We start from the raw sequence: 25,699 nt of genomic DNA on the forward strand, positions 1-25,699 counted from the left end.
AGATACATGACGAAAAAATCTACCATCCAGATACAGGTGGCGCTCGATGAGCAGAAAGTGCCGGAATCGATCGAATGGACGGCCACCGACAGCACGGCCGACCGCATGAACAAAGCCAAGGCCATGATGGTGGCATTTTGGGACGGCACGGACCGTACAGCGCTCCGCATCGACCTGTGGACAAAGGAAATGATGGTGGACGAGATGGCAGATTTCTTCTACCAGACCCTCATGACCATGGCCGATACTTACCAGCGCGCTACGCCCTGGGCTGATCAGGCGAACGATATGCGTGCCTTTGCCGCCGATTTCTACAAGAAATTCGAAGAAAAACTCAAAAATCAAAACCAGTAACACTCCCCATATGTCTTTAGAGCAAACGATCAATACCGCCATGAAAACCGCCATGCTGGCCAAAGCTGAAGCTGAGCTCCGTGCCCTGCGCGCCATCAAGGCCGCCGTGCTGGTGGCTAAAACCGCGGAAGGCGCCACTGGTGAGCTGACCGAGGCCGACGAGCAGAAGATGTTACAGAAACTGGCCAAGCAACGGAAAGACTCCATCGAGATCTTCCGGCAGCAAAACCGGGTAGACCTGGCCGTGAAAGAAGAAGAAGAACTGGCCGTGATCGAGCGTTACCTGCCCAAACAGCTGTCTGAAGCTGAACTACGCGCCGAGGTTTCGGCGATCATCGCATCCGTTGGCGCTTCCGGGCCTGCCGATATGGGCAAGGTGATGGGTGCCGCTACGAAGCAACTGGCCGGTAAGGCGGACGGGAAGGCGATTTCCGCACTGGTGAAGGAATTACTGACCAAATAATCCAAATTGGCGATAGATGTCGTTTTCGCCATCCTCATGGCGTTCGCGCTGTACCGGGGATTCGTGCGGGGATGCATCGCCGCGGTTTTCTCGCTGATAGCCTGTGTGATAGGGCTGGCGGCCGCTTTGAAGCTGTCTGCCGTACTGGCCGCATGGCTGGGGAAATCGGGGATGGACGGCCGCTGGTGGCCTGTTGTCTGCTTCATCGTCATATTCCTGGCCGTGGTGGTGCTGATACGCCTGGGCGCGGCGGCACTTGAAAAGGTGGTGGAATGGTCGATGCTGGGATGGGCCAACAAACTGGCAGGCATCCTGCTGTATGCCGCCATCTTCACCATCGTCTACAGCGTGCTCCTATGGCTCGCCAATCAACTATATCTGCTGAATCCGGAGACGAAGCTCCAATCCGTTGTGTATCCCTATATTGAGCCCGTGGGACCGTGGGTGATGGACCGCCTCGGGAAGATAATCCCCCTTTTCAGGGACGTTTTTGCGGAACTGGAAGCCTTTTTTGAACAGGCCGCCGGCAAAATACCCGCACAAAACCCCTGATAACGGAGGTTATTTGAATTAAGAAAAAGAATTATTTTAGCGCAAAATTGACTCAAGCAACGGTAATGAATTACGAAATCAAAACACAGGGCAAATTCAAGTTCATCGAAGAAGGGGAAGGAGAACCGGTAATACTTTTGCACGGACTGTTCGGTGCCCTGAGTAATTTCAGTGGAACGATCGAGTATTTCAAGCAGTTCAATAAAGTGGTGATCCCCATGCTGCCCTTGTTTGACCTGAATATCCTGGAAACCTCCGTAGGCGGCCTGGCCAAATACGTACACAAATTCATCGAAGCCCTCGACTATAAAAATTTCCACCTCATGGGCAACTCCCTGGGTGGTCATGTGGCCCTCGTTTATATCCTCAAACACCCCGAAAGGGTCAAATCCCTCATTCTTACCGGCAGCTCCGGGCTGTTCGAGAACGGAATGGGCGAAACTTATCCCAAACGCGGCGATTACGAATATATCCGCAACAAAACTGCGCTTACCTTCTATGATCCCGCCATGGCAACGAAGGAACTGGTAGACGAAGTATTCGAAATTACCAGCAATCGCCTGAAAGTCATCAAGATCATCACCCTCGCCAAATCCGCCATCCGCCACAATCTCGGCGAAGAGCTCACCACCATCAAAACCCCGACGCTCCTCATCTGGGGCCTCAACGATACGGTGACGCCACCCATGGTAGGCGAGGAGTTCCATAAGCTGATCCCCAATTCCGAGCTGCATTTCATCGACAAATGCGGCCATGCGCCGATGATGGAAGTGCCCGACGAATTCAACCGGATCATGCACGACTATCTCCAGCGCCTCAACAACAAAACCGTAGCCGGAGCCTAGCAACCGCCCGTCATCGCTGCTGCGCCATTGCTCCGCGATTCCGTAATTTTTAATAGCGCATCCGCTGGCTATTGGAATATTCTTTGCTATTATTGTAAAAGAAACACGATCTCTATGTTGGTGCAGGAACTTATATCGACCGTTGTACCGGTGCTGCTGCCGCAGGATACCGGTGCCAAGGCGCTGCGGCTCATGAATGAATTTCATCTGACGCATTTGCCGTTGGTGGTGGATAACAAGTACACCTACCTCGTGGAAGAAGACCAGGTGCTGGACTGGGAAGACCCCGACCAGCTGCTGGAAACCGCTCCGCCCGGCCCCCTCAAGCCCGCAGTGCCCGAAGGCGCACACTTTTATGAAGCACTGAAAGTGTTTTACGATTTCAAACTGTCTGCCCTCCCCGTTATTTCGCGGGAAGGCGAATATCTCGGCGTCATCACCCGCGAAAACCTCCTCGCCGCCCTCGCCATGTACAACGGCGTCAAAGAGCCCGGAGGCGTGGTTGTGCTCGAAATGGAGCCCCGCGACTATAGCCTCAGCGAAATCGCACGGATCGCCGAAAGCAACGAAGTCACCCTCCTGAGCGTAAATACCCTCACCAATCCCGCCACCGCCAAACTGGAAGTGGTGCTCAAAACGAACCGCCAGGAAATGCAGGGGCTCATCGCCACCTTCGAAAGATTTAATTACACCATCAAATACATGTTCAGTGAAGAGCAGGAAGAAGATCTCCTCAAAAAGAACTATGATCTGCTCATGAACTACATCAGCATGTAGTTTTCGAAAATGCAACTGTTTGCGCACTGTTTTTAACATATCCGGCCTGTGGCTCTGCCTCCTCGCCGCACTGCCCGCCCGCGCACAGGTCGTTGACTCCGCCGCCAGTCCCGCGCCGCAGCAATTGGCCATTTTGCAGGACACGTCGTACATTGTTGTACGGGATATCGTTGTGGCCGGCAACAAACGCACCCGCCGCTCCATCATCCTCCGCGAAATCGGCATCAAACCCGGAGACACCATCCGCCTCCGTAATCTCAACACCATCCTCGAAGCCAACCGGAAACAATTGCTCAACACTTCGCTGTTCCTCAATGTCTTATACAATGTCAAAGACTGGCAGGGAAATGAAGCCAATATCGTGTTCGACGTCTGGGAACGATGGTACCTCCTCGCGTTCCCCGTTTTCAAACTGGCAGACCGGAACTTCAACCAGTGGTGGGTGGAACAGAAAAAAAGCCTCCGCCGCGTGAACGTTGGCGTGAAAGCCTGGCAGGATAACCTGACCGGGCGCAACGACGAGCTGTATACCGATATTTCTTTCGGGTACACGCAGAAGTTCGTGCTGGGGTACACCCTTCCCTACATCGACCGCAAATTGCGCCATGGCATTGGGTTTTCGGCCTCTTTCAGCCGGAACCGCGAGATCAATTATATTTCTGAAAACAACAAGCAGCAATTTTTCCGGCAAGACGATTTCCTTCGCCGGCAAATGGCTTTCGGCGTAAGTTATACCTATCGCAAAGCGATTTCCACCCGCCACCAGGCTTTTCTGACCTATTTCAGCGAGCAGGTGGCCGATTCCGTGGCCGTCCTCAACCCGGATTATCTCGGCAAGGGGCGGAATGGCGTGCATTACGCAGAACTTTTGTACCGGCTGGATTATATCCAGGCAGACAGCTGGCAATATCCGCTGGTGGGGCAGTCGTTCCGCGGCGAGATTTCCAAAGCCGGTTTTGGGCCGGTGAACGACATTCATTACGTGAAGATCCGGTTGAAGGGGGCCAAATACTGGCAATATGCCCCGAAAACATACGGCGCCGTAAGCCTGCTGGGCCAGGCGAAATTCACGGACGAGCTGCCATACGCGGCTTCCCGGGCCATGGGGTACCAGGAAGATTACCTCCGCGGGCTTGAATATTATGTGGTGGACGGAACGGCGTTCTTCATCCTGAAAAATACCCTGCGGCGGGAATTGCTTAACTTCAAGATGAAGCTTCCCATCGTTCCGAAAAAATTCAGCAACCTGCCCATCCGCGTACTGGCGAAGGCTTATGGCGATATGGGATATGGGTACTCGAAGCACGGCCTCAACGGGCAGCTGAGCAACCGGATGCTGTACACCGCCGGCGTGGGGATCGACGTGGTATCTTTTTACGACACCTGTGTCCGCTTCGAATACAGTATCAACCAAATGGGAGAAAAAGGACTATTTTTACACGCTAAACTGGATATGTAAAATGCATGTAGCCCTTTACAGCCGCGGCTTTGTCAAGGAAGACCTGGAAGATATTCAACTGTTGCTGAACGAACTGGCAAGGCAGGAAATAGTGCCCGTCGTGTATGAGCCCCTCTACAAGGAGCTCTGCGCGCACATCCAGTTTTTCCCTCAAACCGATACGTTCTCCTGCGCCGAAGACCTCGACGGCCGCATCGAATTCCTCGTGAGCCTCGGGGGAGACGGTACCCTGCTCGACACGGTGAGCTTCATCCGCGATAAAAACATCCCCGTCATGGGCGTGAACTTCGGCCGCCTGGGGTTCCTCGCCGGCATCGGCCGCAACGCCGTGCATGAACTGGTGGACTCCCTCGTGAGCCGGAGCTACGTGGTCGATAAGCGGACACTCCTCCATCTCGACGCCAGCACGCCTCTTTTCGGCGATGTGCCCTACGCCCTCAACGAATTCACGATCCACAAGAAAGATACCTCCGCCATGGTGAAAATCCACACCTACCTGAACGGCGAGTTTCTCAATACTTATTGGGCAGACGGGCTCATCGTGGCCACGCCCACCGGTTCTACCGGCTATTCCCTCAGCTGCGGCGGGCCGATCGTGTTCCCCGAAGCCGCGAACTTCGTCATCACGCCCGTGGCGCCACACAACCTGAACGTAAGGCCCATCGTGGTGCCCGACGATAACGTGATCTCGTTCGAAGTGGAAGGCCGGTCAGACCAGTTCATCTGTACGCTCGACTCGCGGATGGAGGTGATCGACAACCGGGTGCAGCTGGCCGTAAAGAAGGAGGATTTTACCATTCAACTCTTGCGCCTGAACGAAAGTAATTTCCTGCATACGTTGAGAGACAAGCTGTTGTGGGGGATCGACACGCGGAATGCGCGGGGGAAATAACCGCGGCGCGCTTTTTTTGTCATACGAAAATGCCCTAAATTACGTTTTAGTCATATTTATGCTGATTACGCGAATTTTATGCAAGACAGCCGGGATAGCGGCGCTTTTATGTGCCGGGTGGCTCCAACCCGCCATGGCGCAGAACGAGCTGAGCTATGTGGGGGAACTGGGCTTTACGGCCGGGGCAGCCCATTATTTCGGCGATCTCAATACGCACGGCGGGCTGAAGGCGCCCAAGCCGGCGGTCGGCATTTTCTACCGGAAGTATTTCAACGATTATATCGGCGCCCGGGCGCATTTCCGGTTCATGAACGTGGGATATTCGGACGTTTACAGCTCCAACGACTTCCAGCGCCGCCGGAACCTCAGCTTCAATTCAAACATCTTTGAGTTGGCGGTGCAGGGAGATTTTAACTTTTTCCGGTTTGAGCCGGGGAGCCAGGATTACCGTTTTTCCCCGTATTTGACGGTGGGGGCTTCGGCGTTCCATTTTAACCCGTACGCGTATTACCAGGACCGTAAGTATTACCTGCAGCCTTTGGGGACGGAGGGGCAGCATTCTGGTCTTTTTCCCGACAGAAAGCCATATTCTCTCTATAATTTCGCGTTTTTGATCGGCGGAGGGCTGAAATACAGCCTGAACCGGCGTTTGAACCTGGGGTTGGAGGTGTTGTACCGTTTCGCGCAGACAGACTATCTGGATGACGTAAGTACCACCTTCGCGGGGCTTTCCGCCTTCCCCAACAAGCCGGACGGCAGCAGTACCATTGCCGCTGTTTTGCAGGACCGGTCTACCGTTACCTCCAATCCGCCCATCGGCGAAGTGGGCCGCCAGCGGGGCAATAGCCGCGACAAAGACCAGTTTGCCACGATCGAGATCACTTTGGGTATCCTTTTCACTTCCTACCGCTGTAAATTTTAACCCGCTAAGCCGCTGCGGACGGCCATTCCCGTTAAAACTACGTTAAAACGGCCCGCCCCCTTTGCAGGAAAGGCCATAAAGTTATTTTTGTATCTTTGCACACTTTTAGTAAATCTGTATTAATACGCCTGAACTAGTCATGAGTTTGAAGGATCAATTAGACCTGCAACGACTGCCCCGACACATCGCCATCATCATGGACGGTAATGGCCGATGGGCCAAGGAGCGGGGTCAGGACCGGCTGTACGGGCATCATCAGGGAGTGGAAAGTGTGCGGGATATAGTGGAGGGTTGCGCCGAACTGGGCGTCGAATACCTGACGCTGTACGCCTTTTCTACCGAAAACTGGGACCGCCCGGTTTATGAAGTCAACGGCATTATGGAGCTGCTGGTGACTACCATCCGCAAGGAAGTAGACACCCTCAACCGAAATAATATCCGGCTGCATGTGATTGGAGACATGAACATGTTGCCCCCCCATTGCCAGCGCGAACTGGAGGAAGCACGGGAAATCACCTCCCATAACGGAGGCCTGAACCTCGTGATGGCCCTCAGCTACAGCTCCCGCTGGGAAATACTCGAAGCCGTGCGCGCCATCGCACGGGACGCGAAAGAAGGAAAAATCAATCCGGAAGATATCAACCACGAAAGCTGGTCAAAATATCTCAGTACTTCCCAACTGCCCGATCCCGAGCTGATGATCAGGACCTCAGGGGAACACCGCATCAGCAATTTCCTTTTATACCAAATCGCCTACGCGGAACTGTATTTCACCAATACCCGCTGGCCCGACTTCCGCAAGGAAAACCTTTACGAAGCCATCCTCAATTATCAAAACAGAGAACGTAGATTCGGCAAAACAAGCGAACAAATACAGCAGAATGAAGAAATTGTTTCCTAAAAGCCTACTGGCCGTAGTTTTATGTTGCAGCGCGGGATTATCTGTGCGTGCCCAACAAAGGGATACGGTACCCCTGCCAAATCCTCCGGCAGGCATCAGCCCCTGGTCCCTGGGCAACCCACAACAGTACGAGATAGCCGATATCGCCGTTTCTGGCACCGAGTTCCTCGACAAATCCCTCCTCCTGTCCCTCTCCGGCCTTAACGTGGGCGATAAAGTAGTGCTGCCCGGCGACCACTTCGCCAAGGCCATCCAGGCACTCTGGGGACAACGACTTTTTTCAAACATCGCCATCTATATCACCAAAATCGAAGGAGAAAAAATCTGGCTGGAAATTTCCCTCGTGGAAAAACCCCGTATGTCCAACTTCTTCTGGAAAGGGATCAAAAAGTCGGATGGCGACGAGCTGACCACCAAGGCCGGCATCCGCAAGGGTAGCGTGGTAACCGAAGCCATGCAGCAAAATACTTACAACGTTATCCGTAAATACTACGCCGATAAAGGTTTCCGCAACGTGTCCATGAGAATGGACATCCGCAAAGACCCTCCCCCGGCCGTGAATTCTGCTACCGTGTATTTCTTCGTGGATAAGGGCCACAAAGTGAAAGTGAACGATATCAACGTGATCGGCAACTATAACGTCGCCGAAAACACGATCAAAAAGAAAATGAAGGGCACCAAGGAATTGAGCCACTTCACCCTGTACCCCGACATGGCCAACGCCTGGATCGACAGTATGGCCACCACCGATACCTACTGGCAGGATATGGGATGGCTCTCGCCGACCCGCACCCTCCAGCAGTTGGATCCTTACTTCCGCTTCAAGCTCTTCGCCAACGCGAAATTCAACGACGCCAAGTACGAGGAAGACAAGGAAAAAATCGTCGCCTACTACAACTCCAAAGGCCACCGCGATTTCCAGATCGTGGACGATACGCTGTATAACAACGCCAAAGGAAACCTGAACATCGAAATGAAGGTGGACGAAGGCAAGAAATATTATTTCGGGAATATCACCTGGAGAGGGAACACCGTTTATAGCGACACCATCCTTTCCCGCGCCATGGGCATCCAGAAAGGAGATGTGTATAACCTCGAACTGCTGAACAAACGACTCGGAACGCCTCCCGGCCCCGAAGGCGGAGACATCAGCTCGCTGTATATGGACGACGGTTACCTCTTCTTCCAGATCGACCCCGTGGAGATCGGCATCCGGGGAGACACCATCGATTTCGAGATCCGCATGCAGGAAGGGCCCCAGGCTACCATCAAAGACATCCGCATCGCTGGTAACGAAAAAACCAACGAACACGTGATCCGCCGCGAACTGAGGACCATGCCCGGCGATAAATTCAGCCGCCAGAACCTCATCCGCTCCCAGCGCGAAATTTCCCAGCTCGGCTTCTTCAACCCCGAAACCATCGGCATCAACCCCGTTCCCAACGTACAGGAAGGGACCGTGGACATCGACTATAAAGTGGAAGAAAGAGCGAACGACCAGCTGGAACTGTCTGCCGGCTGGGGCGGGTACATCGGTCTCACCGGTACCCTCGGCGTAACGTTCAACAACTTCTCGCTGCGCAACATCTTCAAAAAGGAAACCTGGGACCCGTTACCTTCCGGCGACGGTCAGAAACTCAGCGTTCGTATATCCTCCAACGGTAAAGCCTACCGTTCCTACAACTTCTCCTTCACCGAGCCCTGGCTCGGCGGAAAGAAAAGGAACCCCTTCTCCGTCAACTTCTACAGCACTTACCAGAACCCGAACGCCTTCGCGGAATATTATAATATGCCCGTTGCCAACAAAGGCGCATACTTCCGGGTACTCGGCGGTTCCGTTTCCATCGGTAAACAGCTGAAATGGCCGGACGACTTCTTCTCCATTATGTACGCGGTGAACTATCAGCGTTATAAACTGAAAGATTTCAACTACTTCGGGCTCGCCGGCTTCGATAACGGTACGGCCAATAACCTGTCGCTCCGTATCACCCTCGCGCGTTCTTCGGTAGACCAGCAGATCTTCCCGCGCAGTGGTTCCAGCTTCATGCTGTTCGGCCAGTTCACGCCGCCGTATTCCGTTTTCAATCCCGAAAAGGATTACAAATCCGAGCCGATCGCAGACCAGTTCAAATTCATCGAGTACCAGAAATACCGTATGAACGCCGAATGGTACGTGCCGCTGTCGCGCCCGCGCGGTACCGACAACAAGTCGCTGGTACTGAAAGTGGCTGCCAAGTTCGGTTACGTAGCTGCCTACAACGGCCGCACCACGCTTTCGCCTTTCGGCCGCTTCGAGCTGGGTGGCGACGGTCTGAGCAACTTCGCGGTGTATGACCGTGACATCATTTCGCAGCGTGGTTATCCTGTATATTATACGTCTAACCCGAAGCTCAACCCCGAAAGCGGTTCGCCGCCGAATGGGTACTCCGGCTTCACGATGTTTAATAAATATGTCGTGGAACTGCGCTATCCCTTCAGCCTGAACCCGAGCTCCACGATCTTCGGCCTCATGTTCCTGGAAGCAGCGAACGGTTACCGTGATATCAAGGAATACGATCCGTTCCGCCTGCGCCGCTCCGTTGGTCTGGGTGCGCGGTTCTATCTCCCCATGTTCGGTCTGCTCGGTTTCGACTATGGCATAGGTTTGGATAGGTTAACGCCCGGAGGCGGGCTCAAAAATGCAGGTAAATTCACCTTCATGCTGGGCTTTGAGCCGGAATAAGAAAATTATTATATATTGCGAAGCCTGATTTTCGCATAAAAAAATTACGACCGATGAAAAGAATCTTAATTACCATGATTTTGGTGCTCGGTGCCTTCGGAGGCGCTTTCGCACAGCGGTATTGTGTAATTGATACGAAATATATCCTGGAAAGCGTTCCCGACTACAAAGACGCGCAAAAGAAGCTCGACGCCGTAGCGGAACAGTGGCAGAAGGAAATCGACGCCAAATTCCAGGAGGTAGACAAAATGTACAAATCCTACCAGGCCGAATCGGTGATGTTGACAGATGATCTGAAAAGAAAGCGGGAAGATGAGATCATCGCCCGTGAGAAAGAAGCGAAAGACCTGCAGAAGAAAAGATTCGGTTATGAGGGCGACCTGTTCAAGAAACGCGAAGAACTGGTAAAACCCATCCAGGACAAGATCTACAACGCCGTTCAGAAGTTGGCCGCCAGCAGGATGTACGACTTCGTGCTGGATAAATCCGGCGGCATCACGGTGATCTTCGCAGATCCGAAACTGGACAAAAGCGAAGAGATCCTGAAAGCACTGGGCGTGAAACAATGATCCCTTGAGACATCAGACCTATAAAAATTAAACATTCTACATTCTTTTAATCAACAAGACAACATCATCATGAAGAAGTTAGTAATCATCGCTATTGTCGCGTTCACCGGGTTTTGCAGCGTGAAGGCCAATGCACAGACCAAAATCGCGCACATCAACACCCAGGCTTTGATCGAAGCGATGCCCGATTATAAAAAAGCACAAACTGAAATCGAGACCTACGCAGGTAGCCTCGAGAAAGAAAGCCAGGCCCTGATCGCCGAGTACAACAACAAAGTTGCTGCCCTCGAAAAAGCGCCCAAAGAGCAGAGCGAAGTGATGAAAGCCGCTCAAATCAAAGATATCCAGGACATCCAGAAAAGAATCCAGGATTACGAGCAAATCGCCCGCGAAAGGATCCAGACCAAACAGAACGAACTGCTGAAGCCCGTTTACGATAAAGCCCGCAAAGCGATCGAAGACGTTGCCAAGGAGAAAGGTTATGCGTATGTGATCGACAACTCCGGCGGATCCCTCCTGGTTTCCCCCGCTGCTGACGACATCCTCGCCCCGGTGAAAACCAAACTGGGCGTACCCGCTACCGCAGCTCCCGCAGCCGCTAAATAAGCGTTAAGCTATTACGAAAAGGCCCGGTATCTTGCCGGGCCTTTTTTAATGCATTGAATATCAGATGAAAAAATGAACGTTAAGGACAATTACCGCAGATTTTTCCAAGTTTTTCAGGATTATACTTCACTGAAAATCAATGGATTAATCAATCAGGCTTACAGTGCTTAGATTTTTCTATCCTTTCCATTTCATTTTTAGATAAAAAAACCTACCTTTGCCTTCCGTTTTAAACGGGGCTGATCACAGTCTGCCCGCCCGAAAAACGGATGGGTAAACAGTTTTAAGTACAAGTAGAAAATATTAAAAACGATGAAACGTACTTTTCAACCGCACAACAGACGCAGAAAGAGCGTACACGGTTTCAGAAAGAGAATGGAAACTGCCAACGGCCGTAAAGTATTGGCATCCCGCAGAGCTAAAGGTCGCAAAAAGCTGACCGTATCTGACGAGCGCAAGCTGAAATAATTCCGTCATTAACTCATATTGCCATAAAAACTTATTCTTTTAACAGAGAAGAGAAGTTAAAGAGCAGGAAAATGATTGAAACGCTTTTTCGTGAAGGAAAAGCGTTTTCTATTTTCCCCTGGCGCGTGATCTACATGCCGGCCAGCCTCACAACGGACAAATTCCCCGTTCAGGCCGGCTTCAGCGTGTCGGCACGCAAATTCCCCCATGCGGTAGACCGCAACCGCATCAAACGCCTCGGCCGCGAAACGTACCGCCTCCAAAAACAGGTTTTGTACGACGCACTCCTCGCCAACTCCCGCCAGATGGCCGTTTTTTTTATCTACGTCGACAAAAAAATCCCCGATTTCGCTTCCCTGCAGCCCAAATTTTCGGTAATTTTAGAGAAACTCGCCAGGGAAGCCGGTAGAAAAGAACAGCCATGAAGCGATTGATGCAAATTTTGAGTATCCCGTTCATTTTGTTGATCAAGATCTATCAGTGGTGCATCAGCCCGCTGCTGGGCGCAAAGTGCAGGTACACCCCCACTTGCTCGCAGTACGGCCTCGAAGCACTGAAGAAACACGGCCTTTTCAAAGGAGGATGGCTCGCCGCCAAAAGAATCCTCAGTTGCAACCCCTGGGGCGGTCACGGTTACGACCCCGTGCCCTGATTCAATCATCCCGAAACACTGACTCGCATGCGGAAATCCAGGAAAATCATGTTGTTCGCGCTCATAGGCATCGCCGGTCTGGCCCTCGCCTTCCGCAGCAGCGACAAATACTTCCTCATCGCCAAAAACCTAGACATCTTCGCCGCGTTCTACCGCGAGCTCAATACCTATTACGTAGAAGACCTCCCGCCCGATAAACTCATGCAAACCGGCATCGAAGCCATGCTCGAAGAAACGGACCCCTACACCGACTTCGTCCCCGAAGAAGAGCTCGATGAGCTCCGGTTCATGGCCACCGGCAAATACGGCGGCGTTGGCGCTTCCATTTACACCGAAGGAGAATGGACCTCCATCACCGACGTGTACGAAGGCAGCCCCATGGACAAAGCCGGCGTGAAAGCCGGAGATGTCATCGTTTCGCTCGACGGCAAAAGCGCCAAAAACATGGAGCAGGACATCGTTAGCCGCTACCTCAAGGGAACGGCCGGCACCCCGCTCAACATCGTGCTCCGCCATCCCCTCAACAACACCGAAAAAACATACCGCATCATCCGCGAAGACATCAACGTGAAACCCGTGAGCTTCAGCGGCGTGATCCGTAAAAATATCGGGTACATCAAAATGACCCAGTTCACCGAAGGCAGCGCCGAACAAGTGCAACAAGCCTTCGAATCGCTCAGGAAACAACATCCCGGCCTCGCCGGCGTGGTGCTCGACCTGCGCGGCAACCCCGGCGGCCTCCTCGAAGAAGCCGTTTCCCTTTCCAACATCTTTATCGACAAAGGCAAACTCATCGTTTCCACCCGCGGGAAAGTGAAGAGCTGGGACCGGGAATACAAAACCAGCCTGTCGCCCATCGATAACCATATTCCCCTCGTGGTGCTCACCAGCCGCTCTTCCGCCTCCGCATCGGAGATCGTGGCGGGCGCGGTGCAGGACCTGGACCGGGGGCTTGTGGTAGGACAGCGTTCCTATGGCAAGGGGCTCGTGCAAACTACCCGTCCGCTTCCCTACAACGCCAAGCTGAAAGTGACGACCGCGCGCTATTACACGCCCAGCGGCCGTTGCATCCAGGCGATCGATTATGCGCATAGGAATGAAGAAGGCGAAGCGGATTATGTGCCGGATTCCCTCCGCAAATCGTTCACCACCGCGGCCGGAAGGCCCGTGAAAGACGGTGGCGGCATCGAACCGGATGCGCGCGTGGAAAGCACGGTGCTCAGCCAGATCGCCATTACCCTCCTGCGCAAACAATTCATCTTCGACTACGCCACCCGGTATTATTACGCACATCCCCAGACGCCCGCCACCAGCGCGGATTTCGTAACCGACGGCATTTTCGATGAATTCCTGAAGTTCCTGGACGGTAAGGATTACAGCTACAAAACCCGCAGCGAAGAAGCGTTGGACAATTTCAGGTCAACCGCTTCCCGCGAGAAATATTATGACGGCCTCACCAAAGAATTCGAGGTACTCCAGGCAAAAATGAAGCACGACAAAAAGCAAGACCTGCTCCGCAATAAAGACGAAATCCGCCAGCTGCTTGAAGAGGAAATCGCCAACAGGTACTTCCCCCAGGCCGGGCGCATCGAGCGGTCGCTGGTGTGGGACAAGGACGTCGACGAAGCCGTGACCCTGTTGCAAAGCCCGCAGAAATACCAACAGCTGCTGACCCGTAAGTAACAGTCCACCAGCCGTTTATCATAAAAATAGTTTAGCCATGCACGATTTGTTGCATGGCTAAATTGTTTTTCGTTCTTTTATAGCGACGCAATTGCACCCTCCACATATGAGTAACCATCTGTATTCCGCAGCATTGATCGCATTATTTTCGCTCGCGGCCTGTACGGCCGGAAAGCAGGCCCGCACTGCAACAGCAACGCCGGTCAGTGTACTGAGCTACAACATCCATCACGCCAATCCGCCTTCGGTAGCAGATAAGATCGACATCGACGCCATTGCCCGGGTGATCGCCGATGCGAAGCCCGACCTGGTGGCTCTGCAAGAGGTGGACGTTCATACAACGCGCTCCGGCAGCGGATTGCACCAGGCGGAAGAACTGGCGAAGCGGGCGGGGATGAAGGCGTTCTTCGCGAAGGGGATCGATTATGCGGGTGGAGAATACGGCATCGCCGTGTTGTCGAAATACCCGGTGATCGATACCAAACGTTATGCATTGACGACACTGGCGGGAACGGGCGGTGAGCCCCGTGCACTGGCGACCGTGCTGGTGGAATTGCCCGGCGGGAAAAGGGTGTTGATGGCCTGCACGCATCTCGATGCACAGCGGAACGACAGTAACCGTATCGTTCAGATGCGCGAAGTGACCGAGATTTTGTCGAAACAACCTTACCCGGTAATTGTGGCAGGAGATATGAACGCTTCGGCCGGAGGGCCCGTCATCCAGCAGCTGGACGCGCATTTCAGCCGTACCTGCAACGATTGCGCCCCTACGATCCCCGTGGAGAAACCGCGCCGCTGTATCGATTTCATCGCCTATTCGAAAGGGAAATTTTCGGTGATCAGCCATGAAGTGATCAAAGAGACCTACGCTTCCGACCATCTTCCCGTCAAATCCATCCTGCAACCTGCATTCTAGTTGCAATTGTATTTGCTAAAATAATTAACTAAATTGACCAATCGAGCAACCATACGTACACGTAAAATCTATAAAAGTATCAACTCATGACCGACAACAACAAAAACAATTCCCGCCGTGGCTTTATCAACAAGCTGGCGAAAGGGGTTGTGGGAGCTTCGCTGATCCCGAATATCATCACTGCTGCCGACCGTCAGAAAAGCCTCCAGCAGCTGGCGCGCCAGAAAGATCATTACAGCGCCAACGACAATATCCAGATCGCCCTCATCGGTGCCGGCGGCATGGGTACCGAAGACGCGAACACAGCCATCAAAGTGCCCGGTGTGAAACTGATAGCCGCCTGCGATTTGTACGACGGTCGCCTGGCAGACGCGAAGAAGAAATGGGGCAGCGACATTTATACTACCCGTGATTATAAGGAAATCCTGCAAAGGAAAGATATCGATGCCGTGATCATCGCCACGCCTGATTCCTGGCACAAAGACATCTCCGTTGCCGCCATGAACGCCGGCAAGAGCGTGTATTGCGAAAAACCCATGGTACACGACGTGAGCGAAGGTTCCGCCGTAGTGGACGCGCAAAACCGCAACAAAGGCGTGGTTTACCAGGTAGGCAGCCAGGGCGTTAGCTCGCTCGGCAACGAAAAAGCCCGCCAGCTGCTGAAAGACGGCGCCATCGGCGAGCTCAACTACGCAGAAGGCTTCTGGGCACGTATGTCTGCCTTCGGTGCATGGCAATACCCCATCCCGGCAGACGCTTCCCCCGCTACCGTGGGTTGGGACGCGTTCCTCTCCAACAACAAAAAACGCGACTTCGATCCGCTGCGCTTCTTCCGCTGGAGGAATTACCGCGACTATGGTACCGGCGTTTCCGGAGACCTGTTCGTGCACCTGTTCAGCAGCCTTCACCTGGTGACCGGCTCCATCGGGCCCGAGAAAATCATGGCTACCGGTGGTCTCCGTTACTGGAAAGACGGCCGCGAAGTGCCCGACGTGATGCTCGGCATGTTCGACTATCCGCAAACCGAGATCCATCCCGCATTCAACCTGTCGCTCCGCGTAAACTTCGTAGATGGAACAGGTGGCACCAACTACCTCCGCATGGTAGGTAGCGAAGGCTCCATGACCGTTGAGTGGGACCGCGTGACCGTATACCGCAACAAAAACGCATCCGATGCTTCCGACCCGCTGTCTGCCGGTAAAAACGCCCGCGACAACGGCAAGCAGTTCGTATACGAAAGAAAGCACATGATGGACCCCGACAAGCTGATCTACGAAGCAGAAGAAGGCTACAAAGGCGCGCATTTCGACCACTTCTACAACCTGTTCAATGCCATGCGCACCAAAGGTAAAGTGGCGGAAGATGCCATGTTCGGCTTCCGTGCCGCGGCGCCCGCGCTGCTGTGCAACGACAGCTACTTCCAGAACAAGATCATGCATTGGGACCCGAAGGCGCTCAAAGTAGTTAACAAATAAAATCGTACCGGTATGCTGAAGAGAGGGATCGTACCTGTGTTTGCGGTGGCCGCGCTGAGCTTTGCTTCCTGCGGCAGCGGCGCTGCTGAAGGGGAAAAGAAAGAACCGGTAACGGCAGGCAACGAAAATGTGGCCGCGGCTCCCGTTGCGGCGAATGCATTGTCTGACGACGAAAAATCTGCCGGCTGGAAGCTCCTGTTCAACGGTAAGGACCTCGACGGATGGCGCGTTTATAAAGGAAAGGACGGCAAAACGTGGAGCGCCCTCGACGGTACGCTCCATTGTACCGGCAGCACTACCGACAAAAGCGATATGCGCGGAGACCTCATCTCCACCGACCAGTACGAAAATTTCGAGCTGGAGGCAGACTGGAAGCTGGCGCCCCAGGGCAACAGCGGTATCCTCTACCTGGTGACCGAGGAGTTCGACGCACCGTACATGAGCGGCCCGGAATTCCAGATCATCGACGACAACAACTTTCCCGAAAAGCTCGAAGACTGGCAGAAATCCGGCGCCAACTACGCCATGAACCCACCCTCGAAACTGGCGGCAAAGCCCATCGGCGAATGGAACCACACCCGGATCGTAGTGAACAAAGGCCATGTGGAACACTGGCTGAACGGCGAAAAGGTGGTGGATACGCAGATGTGGACGCCGGAATGGGAAAAGGAGAAAGCTACCGGCAAGTGGAAAGACTACAAGGGGTATGGCACTGCGAAAAAGGGCCATATCTGCCTGCAGGACCACGGCAGCGAAATCTGGTTCAGGAACGTGAAGATCAAGCCGCTGTAAGGATGGCTAACGAAATAAAAAAGCCGGTTGTCTGTCGACGACCGGCTTTTTTTATGCGGAGGGCTCGCTTATTTGAAGCGTTTGCTCACTGCGTCCCAGTTTACCACGTTCCAGAAAGCGGCGAGGTACTCGGCGCGACGATTCTGGTATTTGAGGTAGTAAGCGTGTTCCCACACGTCTACGCCCAGGATGGGAGTGCCTTTCACTTCTGCCACGTCCATCAGGGGATTGTCCTGGTTGGGGGTGGAAGAGATTTCGAGTTTTCCGTCTTTGAGGAGCAGCCAGGCCCAGCCGGAGCCGAAGCGGGAAACGCCTGCGGCGTTGAATTTCTCCTTGAAAGCGTCGAAAGAGCCGAAAGTGCTGTTGATCGCGTCTGCCAGGGCGCCGCTGGGCGTGCCGCCGGCGTTGGGGGCGAGGGATTCCCAGAAGAAGGAGTGGTTCCAGTGGCCGCCGCCGTTGTTGCGTACTGCGGGGCTGATGCTGCCGGCTTTGGCAACCAGCTCTTCGAGGGATTTATTTTCGTTCTCGGTGCCAGCGATAGCCTTGTTCAGATTGTCTACATAAGCCTGGTGGTGCTTACCGTGATGGATTTCCATTGTCATTTTATCGAAGTGCGGTTCCAGCGCATCGGAAGCATACGGTAATGCAGGAAGGGTAAAAGCCATAATCCAATTTTTATGGGTGAAGAAATTGAGTTGTAATAGAGCACCAAATTTACGGCCGGATTCCGGAATTGTCAAACCCTTTATCGCTCTTGTTGTTATACCCATTGTTAAGCCCTGGGAGACCATGTGGAGGTGCGTTTGGATATATGGCTTTTTATTTTATATTTACATAAAGGTGTTATAACATTTGCAGTGCGAATTTTTATATTCGTATAGTATTCATCGTTAGTTTTCACTATTGTTTGTTTAAAACATTCATAATGCAGGACATGGGCACAGAAAGTCGCGATTCTCATGATGCACTGTTATCGGAGAATGCGCAATTGAGGAGCCGGCTGGAGCATCTGGAAGCCATTATAGACAAGGTTCCGGCGATGCTGTACACGTCCAACAACTCCAAAAAGGCAGTGAACTGGTGCAACGTTCAACTGACAGACACGCTGGGGTACAGTCGTGACGAAATTTTAACGCTGGGCACAGATTTCTTCCGGCAGGTAACCCACCCGGACGATATGAGCATCCTGGCCATTTCGCAGCAGAAGTTTTCGGAAAAGAAAACGATGTTCGGCGGGGTGATGCGCGTGCGCCGGAAGCACGACCCGGACTGGTTCTGGGTGGTGGGGCTGGGATTGCCGTTCACGTTCGACGCGCATGGGAATGTGGTGGACGTGATTTGCGTATTCCTCGATTTTTCGAACGCTTTGGACACGGGGAACCAGATTTCGGAGGCGCTCCGTGTAGTCCTGCGCCGCCGGAACGAAGACGTATTGAACAAGCTGACCGCCCGGGAAAAGGACATTTTCATGCTGGCCGCGCGCGGCTTCAATAACAAGGAAATCGCAGAACGGCTCAACCTGAGCCGGTATACCGTTGAAACCCACCGGAAAAATATCCGGTTAAAATTAAAAGTCAGGAATACCCCCGAGCTCGTGGCCCTCGCCAGGCAAATCGGCGTACAATAACCCCCTGACCCATACATGATTATCAACTTACATAAGTTCAATTTGTAATTTATAAAATCGCTACAACGCAAGTGCGGACGGGGCTTCGGCGGATAAAAATACCCAAGCTTGGGTATTTTCCGGCGTTGCAAACTCCACTAATTTAGTAGCCTGAAAAGAGAGATTCAGAGATACCGGAGTTCATTTGGATAGTTTTTTGAGAGGTAATACTTATCGCTATGATAACCGAAGAGAAGGCGTATGATATCCTGGCCCTGGACAATTCCGCCACACCCGAGGAGATAATTGCCAGATATCAGACATTAAAGGACCAGTACAGGAAAATCAAAGAAGAGACGGCCGACCTGAAAACCCAGTTGGCATACCAGCTTAAGCAGATAGAACTGGATGACGTATTCATATTTTTCCGGAACGTTCAAAAAATATAATCAAGATATATATTCCTGCATCGCCGAAAGATCGGCGTTGTGGGCGCATTCATTGTTTGTTAGCTTACAAAAGCCCTGACACCCGGTCTTGCATCCTCCTGTTTGGAAACCCACTTATGCAGCATCATGATGTTCCGGTAAAGGAATTTGATTACCTTCAGGTCCTCAATTTCTTTATACTATGGATAACATTATTTTGTATGTGCTCATTGCCCTGGCGGTCATCGTCGTGCTGTCATCGTTCGTAACGGTGCAGCAGGGAACGGTGGGCGTTACCACCATTTTCGGCAAGTACAACCGCCTCCTCACCCCAGGCCTTAATTTCAAGATCCCCATCATCGAAAAGGTCTTCAAACGCATCTCCATCCAGAACCGCTCCGTGGAACTGGAATTCCAGGCCATTACCGTAGACCAGGCCAATGTGTACTTCAAGGCCATGCTCCTGTATTCCGTGTATAACCAGGAAGAAGAGACCATCAAGAACGTAGCGTTCAAATTCATGGACGAACGCTCTTTCATGCAGGCACTGGTACGCACCATCGAAGGCTCCATCCGCGGGTTCGTAGCCACCAAGCGCCAGTCTGAAGTACTCGGCCTCCGCCGGGACATTACCGAGCACGTGAAAGAACAGATCGATCAAACCCTGGAACAATGGGGTTACCACCTGCAAGACCTCCAGATGAACGATATCACGTTCGACGAAGCGATCATGCGCTCCATGGCGCAGGTAGTAGCGTCCAACAACCTGAAGGCCGCCGCCGAAAACGAAGGTCAGGCCCTCCTCATCACCAAAACCAAAGCCGCCGAAGCCGATGGTAACGCTATCAAGATCGCCGCGGAAGCCGAGCGCCAGGCCGCACAACTCCGCGGTAAAGGCGTGGCCCTCTTCCGGGAAGAAGTGGCCAAGGGTATGAGCCTCGCCGCCCGCGAAATGCAACAGGCCAACATGGACACCTCCGTGATCCTGTTCTCCATGTGGGTAGAAGGCATCAAGAACTTCGCCGAAAACGGCAAAGGCAACGTCATCTTCCTCGACGGCTCCTCCGAAGGCATGGAAAAAACCATGAAGCAGCTTATGGGCCTCAACCAGATGATGGGCCCCGAAAACATGCAGTTCAAGAAATAACGACACATTTTTTATAGCGCGAAAGCGGCCCCCGACGGGCCGCTTTCGCTTTTTCACTACATCCCGCCGCTCCGCCATTCCGGCTTCCCGTTCCTGTATTTCACCGGTTTTCCGTTGAATTCCCGCCTTTACAGGCATAATTTCCATCCCGGAATTACAACCGGGACCCATAAACGAAAAACGCGGAAGGCAAGTTCCGCGCCAGGAAAGTGCGCAGGCGATGGTCCGGCGCGCCTTTGATGATGAAAAAACGGCGGCCCGCAAAGGCCGCCGTTACTTATTTTCTGCGTTTCTGGAAGAAATCCTTCACCATTCGTAAACTCTCTTCCCCCAGCAAACCCGTTTCCACTTTCGTTTTCGGATGAAAGGGCGATTTGCCGTCCGTCACCCGGCGATAGCCGTTCTTTTCATCCGGCGCCGCGTACACGATGCGCCCGATCTTGCTCCAATACAGGGCGCCGGCGCACATTACGCAAGGTTCCAACGTCACGTAGAGCGTGGCTTCCATGAGGTATTTGGCGCCGAGATAATTGAAGGCCGACGTCAGCGCGATCATTTCCGCATGCGCCGTACAATCGGTCAGCATCTCCACCTGGTTATGCCCCCGGCCGATCACCTGCCCGTTCATCACCACCACCGCGCCAATCGGCACTTCTCCCTTCTCTTCGGCCAGGCGCGCTTCTTTCAGGGCCTGGCGCATGAAATGCTCGTCCGTCATTGTACCATATTTATGAATTCATCTTCCGTCAGGATTTTGACGGTATTGATCTTTTTCGCTTTTTCCAGTTTGCTGCCGGCGTCATCGCCCACGATGAGGTAATTGAGCTTGCTGCTCACGCCGCTGAGGATCTTCCCGCCCTGGGCTTCCACCATGGCTTCCGCATCGCTGCGCTTCAGTTTGTGCAGCGTGCCGGTAAAGAGGAAGGTTTGTCCGCTGAGGGTGCCTTCCTCAGAGCGCGAACCCTTACTGCTGGCGAGGTTCAGGCCGAGCGACCCGAGTTTCTCCAGCATATGGATATTATCCTCGTTGAGGAAAAACTGTCGAACGCTGCCGGCCACTTTCGGCCCGATATCTTCCAGCGCCAGGAGCTGCTCTTCGGTATACGATGCGAGGTCGAGCAGGTGAGACACCGCGTTGGCGAGGGTTTTGGCCGTGGTTTCGCCGACGTACCGGATCCCCAGCCCGAAGATCAGGCGGTGCAGCGGCTGCGCCCGCGAGGCTTCGATGGCCGTTTGCAGGTTGGAGATAGACTTCGGCCCGAAGCCCTCCAGCTTGCCGATGGCGTCGAAATCGAGGGCGTAAATGCCGGGCACGTCTTTGAGCAGGCCAAGGCCATAAAACTTGCGCACGTTGCTTTCGCCGAGGCTGCGGATGTCCATCGCGTCTTTACTCACGAAATGGATCATCCGTTCCACCACCTGCGCTTCGCAATTGATGTTCACGCAGCGCCACACGCTTTCGCCTTCCGGCTTGAACAGCGGATCGTGGCACACCGGGCATTCCTTGGGGAACACGATATCGGTTTCGGTGCCGTCGCGCAGGTCGGCTACGGATTTCACGATGTACGGGATCACGTCGCCGGCTCTTTCCACCAGCACGCGGTCACCGATCTTAAGGTCTTTTTCGCGGATGACGTCTTCGTTGAAAAGGCTCACGGAAGCCACGGTTACGCCACCGATAGGCACGGGGTCGATCTTGGCCACGGGCGTGATGGAGCCGGTTCTGCCCACCTGGAACTCCACGTCCCGCAGGATGCTCGTTGCCTGCCGCGCCTTGAATTTATACGCCATGGCCCAGCGTGGATGGTGCGTGGTCATGCCCAGTTTGTCCTGCAACTGGTAATCATTCACCTTGATCACCATCCCGTCGATCTCGTAAGGCAAATCATCGCGGTGCGCTTCGAATTCGGCGCAATACGCGATCACGGCATCTATCCCTTTCACGGTTTTCATTTCCTTCGCCGGGCTGCGGAAGCCCAGCTGCCAGAGCATATCGAGGGTATTGCTGTGGGTCTGGATGGCGGGCGGTTCTTCTATCCCGTCCTGCATCGTATGGAAGCTCATGTGATAGAGGAACGCTTCCAGCCCGCGTTTCGCCACTTCATTGGGGTCCACGATGCGCAGGGAGCCGGATGCGGCGTTGCGCGGGTTGGCCAGCGGCGGGAGGTTGTCTGCGGCACGTTGTTCGTTCAGCCGCGTGAATGTCTTTTTATTGATGAGCACTTCGCCCCGCAGTTCTATCTGCTGGATGCCGAATCGCGAAAAGTTGGCGGAAAGCGGGATGGAACGGATCTGGCGGATGTTGACCGTAATTTCGTCGCCCTGCACGCCATCGCCCCGCGTGGCGCCGCGTGCCAGCAGATCGTTTTCATAAATGAGGGAAATGCTGGCGCCGTCGAACTTCGGTTCCACGCAATATTCGATCTCCTGCAGCCCGGAAGCTTCGCGGTTCTTGCGGTCCCAGTCCAGCAGGTCGTCTGCATTGTAAGAATTCTCCAAACTGAGCATGGGCACGAGGTGCTGCACCGTGGGGAAGTTCTTCGTAAGCCCCTGCGCCACGCGCTGCGTGGGGGAATCCGGGGTTTGCAGTTCCGGGTTTTCACTTTCCAGCTTTTTCAGCATGGAAAACAGGCGGTCGTATTCTTCGTCGCTCAACACGGGATCGTCCTGCACATAATATCGCCAGTCGCTATGGCGGATCACTTGCCGCAGCGCGTCGGCCAGTTCTCCGGGAGTGCCCGTTTTGCCGGACAGCAGTGCCTTCGCTTCCGAGGCGAGGGCTATTTCAATGTCTTTCGCGTACATGATGTATCTGGATAAATCAAAAGTCTGCCGTAAATTTAAACTTTAGTTACCACGCGCGAATAAATTCTTGCCATGAAACACAGCAGTCTAGTAGCACTGGCCTTTATCCTTTTTGCCTGTAAAAGTAAGGAACCGGCGGACCTTCTCGTCCACAACGCCGTTATCTACACGGTGGATACCGGTTTCCGCGTGATGCAGGCCATGGCCGTTACCAATGGCAAGATCGTGGCCACAGGGCCGGAAAAGGAATTGATGGCAAGATTTTCCGCGAAAGAAGAGCTGGATGCCAAAGGCGGCACCATCGTTCCCGGGTTCAACGACGCGCACGCACATTTCCTCGGGTACGCATCTGCGCTGCGGACGGTAGACCTGACCGGCGCCAAAAGCTGGGACGAAGCCCTGGCACGGGTGCGCGACTTCGCCGCCAAAAATCCCAAAGGCTGGATCATCGGCCGGGGATGGGACCAGAACGACTGGCCCGTGAAAGTTTATCCCGATAAATCGGCCCTCGACCGCATGTTCCCCGACCGCCCGGTGTTCCTGGAGCGGGTAGACGGGCACGCCGTGCTGGTGAACCAGGCCGCCATCAAGCTCGCCGGCATCACGCCCGCTTCTACCGACGGCGGTGGTTCCGTGGAAGTGAAGAACGGCGCCATGACGGGCATCCTCATCGACAATGCCATTTTCGGTGTGTCGAAAGTGATCCCCGAAGCCGATACCGCGGCCGTGATCGCATCGATCCTGGCGGCGGAACGGAATTGCCTGGCCGCGGGGATCACCAGCATAACCGACTGCGGACTGTCGCTCCCGGAAATGCGCCTCCTCGAAAAACTCATCACCACCAATCGCCTGAGCCTCAAACTGAACGTGATGCTGAGCGATTCCGAAGAAAATATCGACTGGATATTGAAGTATGGCCCTTATGAAAAGGGAAACCTCCTCGTGCGCAGCGTGAAATTTTATGGCGACGGTGCGCTCGGCTCGCGGGGCGCCTGCCTGAAACACGATTATGCCGATAAGCCGGGTTGGAAGGGGTTTTTACGGAAAGATTCCGCGTATTTCGCCGCCATGGCCGGACTGCTGGCCGGGTCGGATATCCAGATGTGTACACACGCGATCGGGGATTCCGCGAACAAAGTGATTCTGCAGGTGTATGCGAACGTGCTGAAAGGCCGGAACGACAAGCGTTGGCGCATCGAGCACGCGCAGGTGGTGGATTCCATCGACCGGCGGTATTTCGGGGATTACAGCATTATTCCGTCGGTGCAGCCGACCCATGCCACGTCAGACATGTATTGGGCGGAGGCGAGGTTGGGCGCTACGCGGGTGAAAACGGCCTACGCGTTCAAGGACTTGCTGAACCAGGTGACCTGGATGCCGCTGGGGACGGACTTTCCCGTAGAAAAGATCGATCCGTTGCGGACGTTCTATGCGGCGGTGGCGCGGAAAGATACGGCGGGTTATCCGGCCGGAGGGTTCCAGATGGAGAACGCGCTCAGCCGGCAGGAAGCCCTGAAAGGCATGACGCTCTGGGCGGCGCAGGGCTCGTTCGAAGAAGGGACGAAAGGGAGCCTGACCCCGGGAAAAGTGGCGGATTTCGTCATCCTCAGCCAGGATATTATAAAAGCAAAAGAAGACCAGATACTCACCACGAGGATTTTAGCTACATTTATCAATGGTAAGCCACGTTACAAGACGCCGCAGTGATGGCGCCGCGATTATTGACCATTCCACGATTATGTAAGTATGCACACCAAAAACATCAACACCCATCGCATCGAGATCCGGGATTATTTCATGGCGGCCATTTCGGTGGATTGCGTGATTTTCGGGTTCGACGAAAACGAGTTAAAAGTATTGCTCATCAAATCCGACTTGAAGGAATACAAAGGCAAACCGTCTTTGCTGGGCGACATTGTGCATCCCGACGAAGACCTTGAAACCGCCGCGTACCGCGTATTGCGCGACCGAACCGGGCTGGAGAACGTGTATATGGAGCAGGTGCAGGCTTTTGGCGGGATCAACCGCCATCCTGCGGGGCGTGTGGTTACCATTGCGTTTTACTCGCTCGTCAATATCCAGCATTCGGAACTGAAGACGCAGGAAAACGAGCTGCACTGGCATTCCATGAAAGACATAACAGACATGGCTTTCGATCATAAAGACATCCTCGATACCTGTTATCAGCGCCTCCAGGCCAAGGTGATCGATCAGCCGGTAGGCTTCAACCTGTTACCCAAAAAATTCTCCCTGCGCGATCTGCAGAACCTGTACGAAGCCATCCTCGACGTGAAGCTCGACCGCCGGAATTTCCGGAAAAAGTTCTTCGCGATGGATTACCTGGTGGATTTGAACGAGGAGGAAAAGGATGTGCGCCATCGCCCGGCGAGGCTTTACAAGTTCAACCACGACAAATACAACCTGCACCACAAAAAGAATCTCGGTTTTTGATAGGATTTTAACCTTCGAGGTAAGAAATTTAGCTGGCTTCAAATCCTTTATGGTAAAGGGTTTGATATAGGGAATCCCATGCCCTTGGGATACTCTTAAATGTGTATATTTTTCAGAATTCCGGCGAAAAAATTGTTTTTTAACAAAGTTTTAATTAAGATTGTGTACGATATACACACTATAACGGAGAGGGGTGTTATCGAAGCCAATAGCG

At 53.6% G+C, this 25,699-nt stretch carries 27 protein-coding genes; 24 read left to right on the forward strand and 3 right to left on the reverse strand.

Annotation, left to right across the window (positions count from 1 at the left end; all coding sequences use genetic code 11):
• The first annotated feature begins 6 nt into the window (after positions 1 to 6).
• The 19 genes from gldC to WJU22_RS06720 all read left to right on the forward strand — a co-directional run bounded on the left by gldC (position 7) and on the right by WJU22_RS06720 (position 17,048).
• Positions 7 to 354, forward strand: coding sequence for a gliding motility protein GldC (gene gldC, locus WJU22_RS06630; protein ID WP_126245751.1), 348 nt, complete (start codon positions 7 to 9; stop codon positions 352 to 354).
• A 10-nt stretch (positions 355 to 364) separates the two neighbouring features.
• Complete coding sequence (locus tag WJU22_RS06635; RefSeq protein ID WP_341842466.1) at positions 365 to 817, forward strand: GatB/YqeY domain-containing protein; 453 nt, start codon at positions 365 to 367, stop codon at positions 815 to 817.
• 6 nt (positions 818 to 823) lie between these two features.
• A complete protein-coding gene (locus WJU22_RS06640) occupies positions 824 to 1,369 on the forward strand; it encodes a CvpA family protein (RefSeq protein ID WP_341842467.1) in 546 nt (181 codons plus the stop codon).
• A gap of 65 nt (positions 1,370 to 1,434) precedes the next feature.
• Entirely contained in the window at positions 1,435 to 2,214 is a 780-nt protein-coding gene (locus tag WJU22_RS06645) for an alpha/beta hydrolase (RefSeq protein ID WP_341842468.1), read from the forward strand.
• Positions 2,215 to 2,328: 114 nt separating this feature from the next.
• Positions 2,329 to 2,991, forward strand: a complete 663-nt coding sequence (locus tag WJU22_RS06650) for a CBS domain-containing protein (protein ID WP_341842469.1) — start codon at positions 2,329 to 2,331, stop codon at positions 2,989 to 2,991.
• A 19-nt stretch (positions 2,992 to 3,010) separates the two neighbouring features.
• A complete protein-coding gene (locus WJU22_RS06655; RefSeq protein ID WP_341842470.1) occupies positions 3,011 to 4,450 on the forward strand; it encodes a POTRA domain-containing protein in 1,440 nt (479 codons plus the stop codon).
• Between the two features lies 1 nt (position 4,451).
• A complete protein-coding gene (locus WJU22_RS06660; RefSeq protein ID WP_341842471.1) occupies positions 4,452 to 5,342 on the forward strand; it encodes an NAD kinase in 891 nt (296 codons plus the stop codon).
• 133 nt (positions 5,343 to 5,475) lie between these two features.
• On the forward strand, positions 5,476 to 6,264 hold the full coding sequence (locus tag WJU22_RS06665; protein ID WP_341842472.1) for a DUF6089 family protein: 789 nt from the start codon (positions 5,476 to 5,478) through the stop codon (positions 6,262 to 6,264).
• Positions 6,265 to 6,403: 139 nt separating this feature from the next.
• A complete protein-coding gene (locus tag WJU22_RS06670; RefSeq protein WP_126245743.1) occupies positions 6,404 to 7,165 on the forward strand; it encodes an isoprenyl transferase in 762 nt (253 codons plus the stop codon).
• A gap of 43 nt (positions 7,166 to 7,208) precedes the next feature.
• On the forward strand, positions 7,209 to 9,887 hold the full coding sequence (locus WJU22_RS06675; protein ID WP_341842473.1) for a BamA/OMP85 family outer membrane protein: 2,679 nt from the start codon (positions 7,209 to 7,211) through the stop codon (positions 9,885 to 9,887).
• Positions 9,888 to 9,940: 53 nt separating this feature from the next.
• A complete protein-coding gene (locus WJU22_RS06680) occupies positions 9,941 to 10,456 on the forward strand; it encodes an OmpH family outer membrane protein (RefSeq protein WP_341842474.1) in 516 nt (171 codons plus the stop codon).
• A 69-nt stretch (positions 10,457 to 10,525) separates the two neighbouring features.
• On the forward strand, positions 10,526 to 11,062 hold the full coding sequence (locus tag WJU22_RS06685) for an OmpH family outer membrane protein (protein ID WP_341842475.1): 537 nt from the start codon (positions 10,526 to 10,528) through the stop codon (positions 11,060 to 11,062).
• A 312-nt stretch (positions 11,063 to 11,374) separates the two neighbouring features.
• Positions 11,375 to 11,530: a 50S ribosomal protein L34 gene (gene rpmH, locus WJU22_RS06690; protein WP_012788729.1), complete on the forward strand. Its 156-nt coding sequence runs from the start codon at positions 11,375 to 11,377 to the stop codon at positions 11,528 to 11,530.
• A gap of 71 nt (positions 11,531 to 11,601) precedes the next feature.
• Positions 11,602 to 11,955, forward strand: a complete 354-nt coding sequence (locus WJU22_RS06695) for a ribonuclease P protein component (protein WP_126245739.1) — start codon at positions 11,602 to 11,604, stop codon at positions 11,953 to 11,955.
• Positions 11,952 to 12,182: a membrane protein insertion efficiency factor YidD gene (gene yidD, locus WJU22_RS06700; RefSeq protein WP_126245738.1), complete on the forward strand. Its 231-nt coding sequence runs from the start codon at positions 11,952 to 11,954 to the stop codon at positions 12,180 to 12,182. Before WJU22_RS06695 ends, yidD begins: the two co-directional genes overlap by 4 nt.
• Before the next feature lie 48 nt (positions 12,183 to 12,230).
• On the forward strand, positions 12,231 to 13,865 hold the full coding sequence (locus WJU22_RS06705; protein ID WP_341842476.1) for a S41 family peptidase: 1,635 nt from the start codon (positions 12,231 to 12,233) through the stop codon (positions 13,863 to 13,865).
• Between the two features lie 106 nt (positions 13,866 to 13,971).
• A complete protein-coding gene (locus WJU22_RS06710; protein WP_341842477.1) occupies positions 13,972 to 14,781 on the forward strand; it encodes an endonuclease/exonuclease/phosphatase family protein in 810 nt (269 codons plus the stop codon).
• Between the two features lie 86 nt (positions 14,782 to 14,867).
• Positions 14,868 to 16,256, forward strand: a complete 1,389-nt coding sequence (locus WJU22_RS06715; RefSeq protein WP_341842478.1) for a Gfo/Idh/MocA family oxidoreductase — start codon at positions 14,868 to 14,870, stop codon at positions 16,254 to 16,256.
• Between the two features lie 12 nt (positions 16,257 to 16,268).
• Positions 16,269 to 17,048: a DUF1080 domain-containing protein gene (locus WJU22_RS06720; protein WP_341842479.1), complete on the forward strand. Its 780-nt coding sequence runs from the start codon at positions 16,269 to 16,271 to the stop codon at positions 17,046 to 17,048.
• 68 nt (positions 17,049 to 17,116) lie between these two features.
• Here WJU22_RS06720 and WJU22_RS06725 read toward each other — a convergent pair whose 3' ends face one another.
• Positions 17,117 to 17,713 carry a superoxide dismutase gene (locus WJU22_RS06725; protein ID WP_341842480.1) on the reverse strand — a complete coding sequence of 199 codons (597 nt, stop codon included), beginning with the start codon at positions 17,711 to 17,713 and terminating at the stop codon, positions 17,117 to 17,119.
• Between the two features lie 269 nt (positions 17,714 to 17,982).
• Here WJU22_RS06725 and WJU22_RS06730 point away from each other — a divergent pair, with 269 nt between their 5' ends.
• The 3 genes from WJU22_RS06730 (at position 17,983) to WJU22_RS06740 (ending at position 20,229) form a co-directional block, all read left to right on the forward strand.
• Positions 17,983 to 18,675 carry a LuxR C-terminal-related transcriptional regulator gene (locus WJU22_RS06730; protein WP_341842481.1) on the forward strand — a complete coding sequence of 231 codons (693 nt, stop codon included), beginning with the start codon at positions 17,983 to 17,985 and terminating at the stop codon, positions 18,673 to 18,675.
• Positions 18,676 to 18,893: 218 nt separating this feature from the next.
• The gene (locus tag WJU22_RS06735) at positions 18,894 to 19,103 is read left to right on the forward strand and encodes a hypothetical protein (RefSeq protein ID WP_126245731.1); all 210 of its coding nucleotides are present in this window, start codon (positions 18,894 to 18,896) and stop codon (positions 19,101 to 19,103) included.
• Between the two features lie 181 nt (positions 19,104 to 19,284).
• Positions 19,285 to 20,229, forward strand: a complete 945-nt coding sequence (locus tag WJU22_RS06740; RefSeq protein ID WP_341842482.1) for an SPFH domain-containing protein — start codon at positions 19,285 to 19,287, stop codon at positions 20,227 to 20,229.
• 277 nt (positions 20,230 to 20,506) lie between these two features.
• Here the strand turns inward: WJU22_RS06740 and WJU22_RS06745 are convergent, their stop codons facing one another.
• Both WJU22_RS06745 and ligA read right to left on the reverse strand, forming a co-directional pair.
• Positions 20,507 to 20,947 (reverse strand): nucleoside deaminase, encoded by a 441-nt coding sequence (locus WJU22_RS06745; protein WP_126245729.1) that lies wholly within the window; start codon positions 20,945 to 20,947, stop codon positions 20,507 to 20,509.
• The gene (ligA, locus tag WJU22_RS06750) at positions 20,944 to 23,034 is read right to left on the reverse strand and encodes an NAD-dependent DNA ligase LigA (protein ID WP_341842483.1); all 2,091 of its coding nucleotides are present in this window, start codon (positions 23,032 to 23,034) and stop codon (positions 20,944 to 20,946) included. Before ligA ends, WJU22_RS06745 begins: the two co-directional genes overlap by 4 nt.
• Positions 23,035 to 23,106: 72 nt before the next feature.
• Between ligA and WJU22_RS06755 the strand changes: the two genes are divergently transcribed.
• Together WJU22_RS06755 and WJU22_RS06760 are read left to right on the forward strand one after the other, a co-directional pair.
• Positions 23,107 to 24,741 carry an amidohydrolase gene (locus tag WJU22_RS06755; RefSeq protein WP_341842484.1) on the forward strand — a complete coding sequence of 545 codons (1,635 nt, stop codon included), beginning with the start codon at positions 23,107 to 23,109 and terminating at the stop codon, positions 24,739 to 24,741.
• A gap of 39 nt (positions 24,742 to 24,780) precedes the next feature.
• Positions 24,781 to 25,485, forward strand: a complete 705-nt coding sequence (locus WJU22_RS06760; protein WP_341842485.1) for an NUDIX hydrolase — start codon at positions 24,781 to 24,783, stop codon at positions 25,483 to 25,485.
• Positions 25,486 to 25,699: the final 214 nt, after the last annotated feature.

The sequence above is a fragment of the Chitinophaga caseinilytica genome (assembly GCF_038396765.1).
Taxonomy (GTDB): domain Bacteria; phylum Bacteroidota; class Bacteroidia; order Chitinophagales; family Chitinophagaceae; genus Chitinophaga; species Chitinophaga caseinilytica.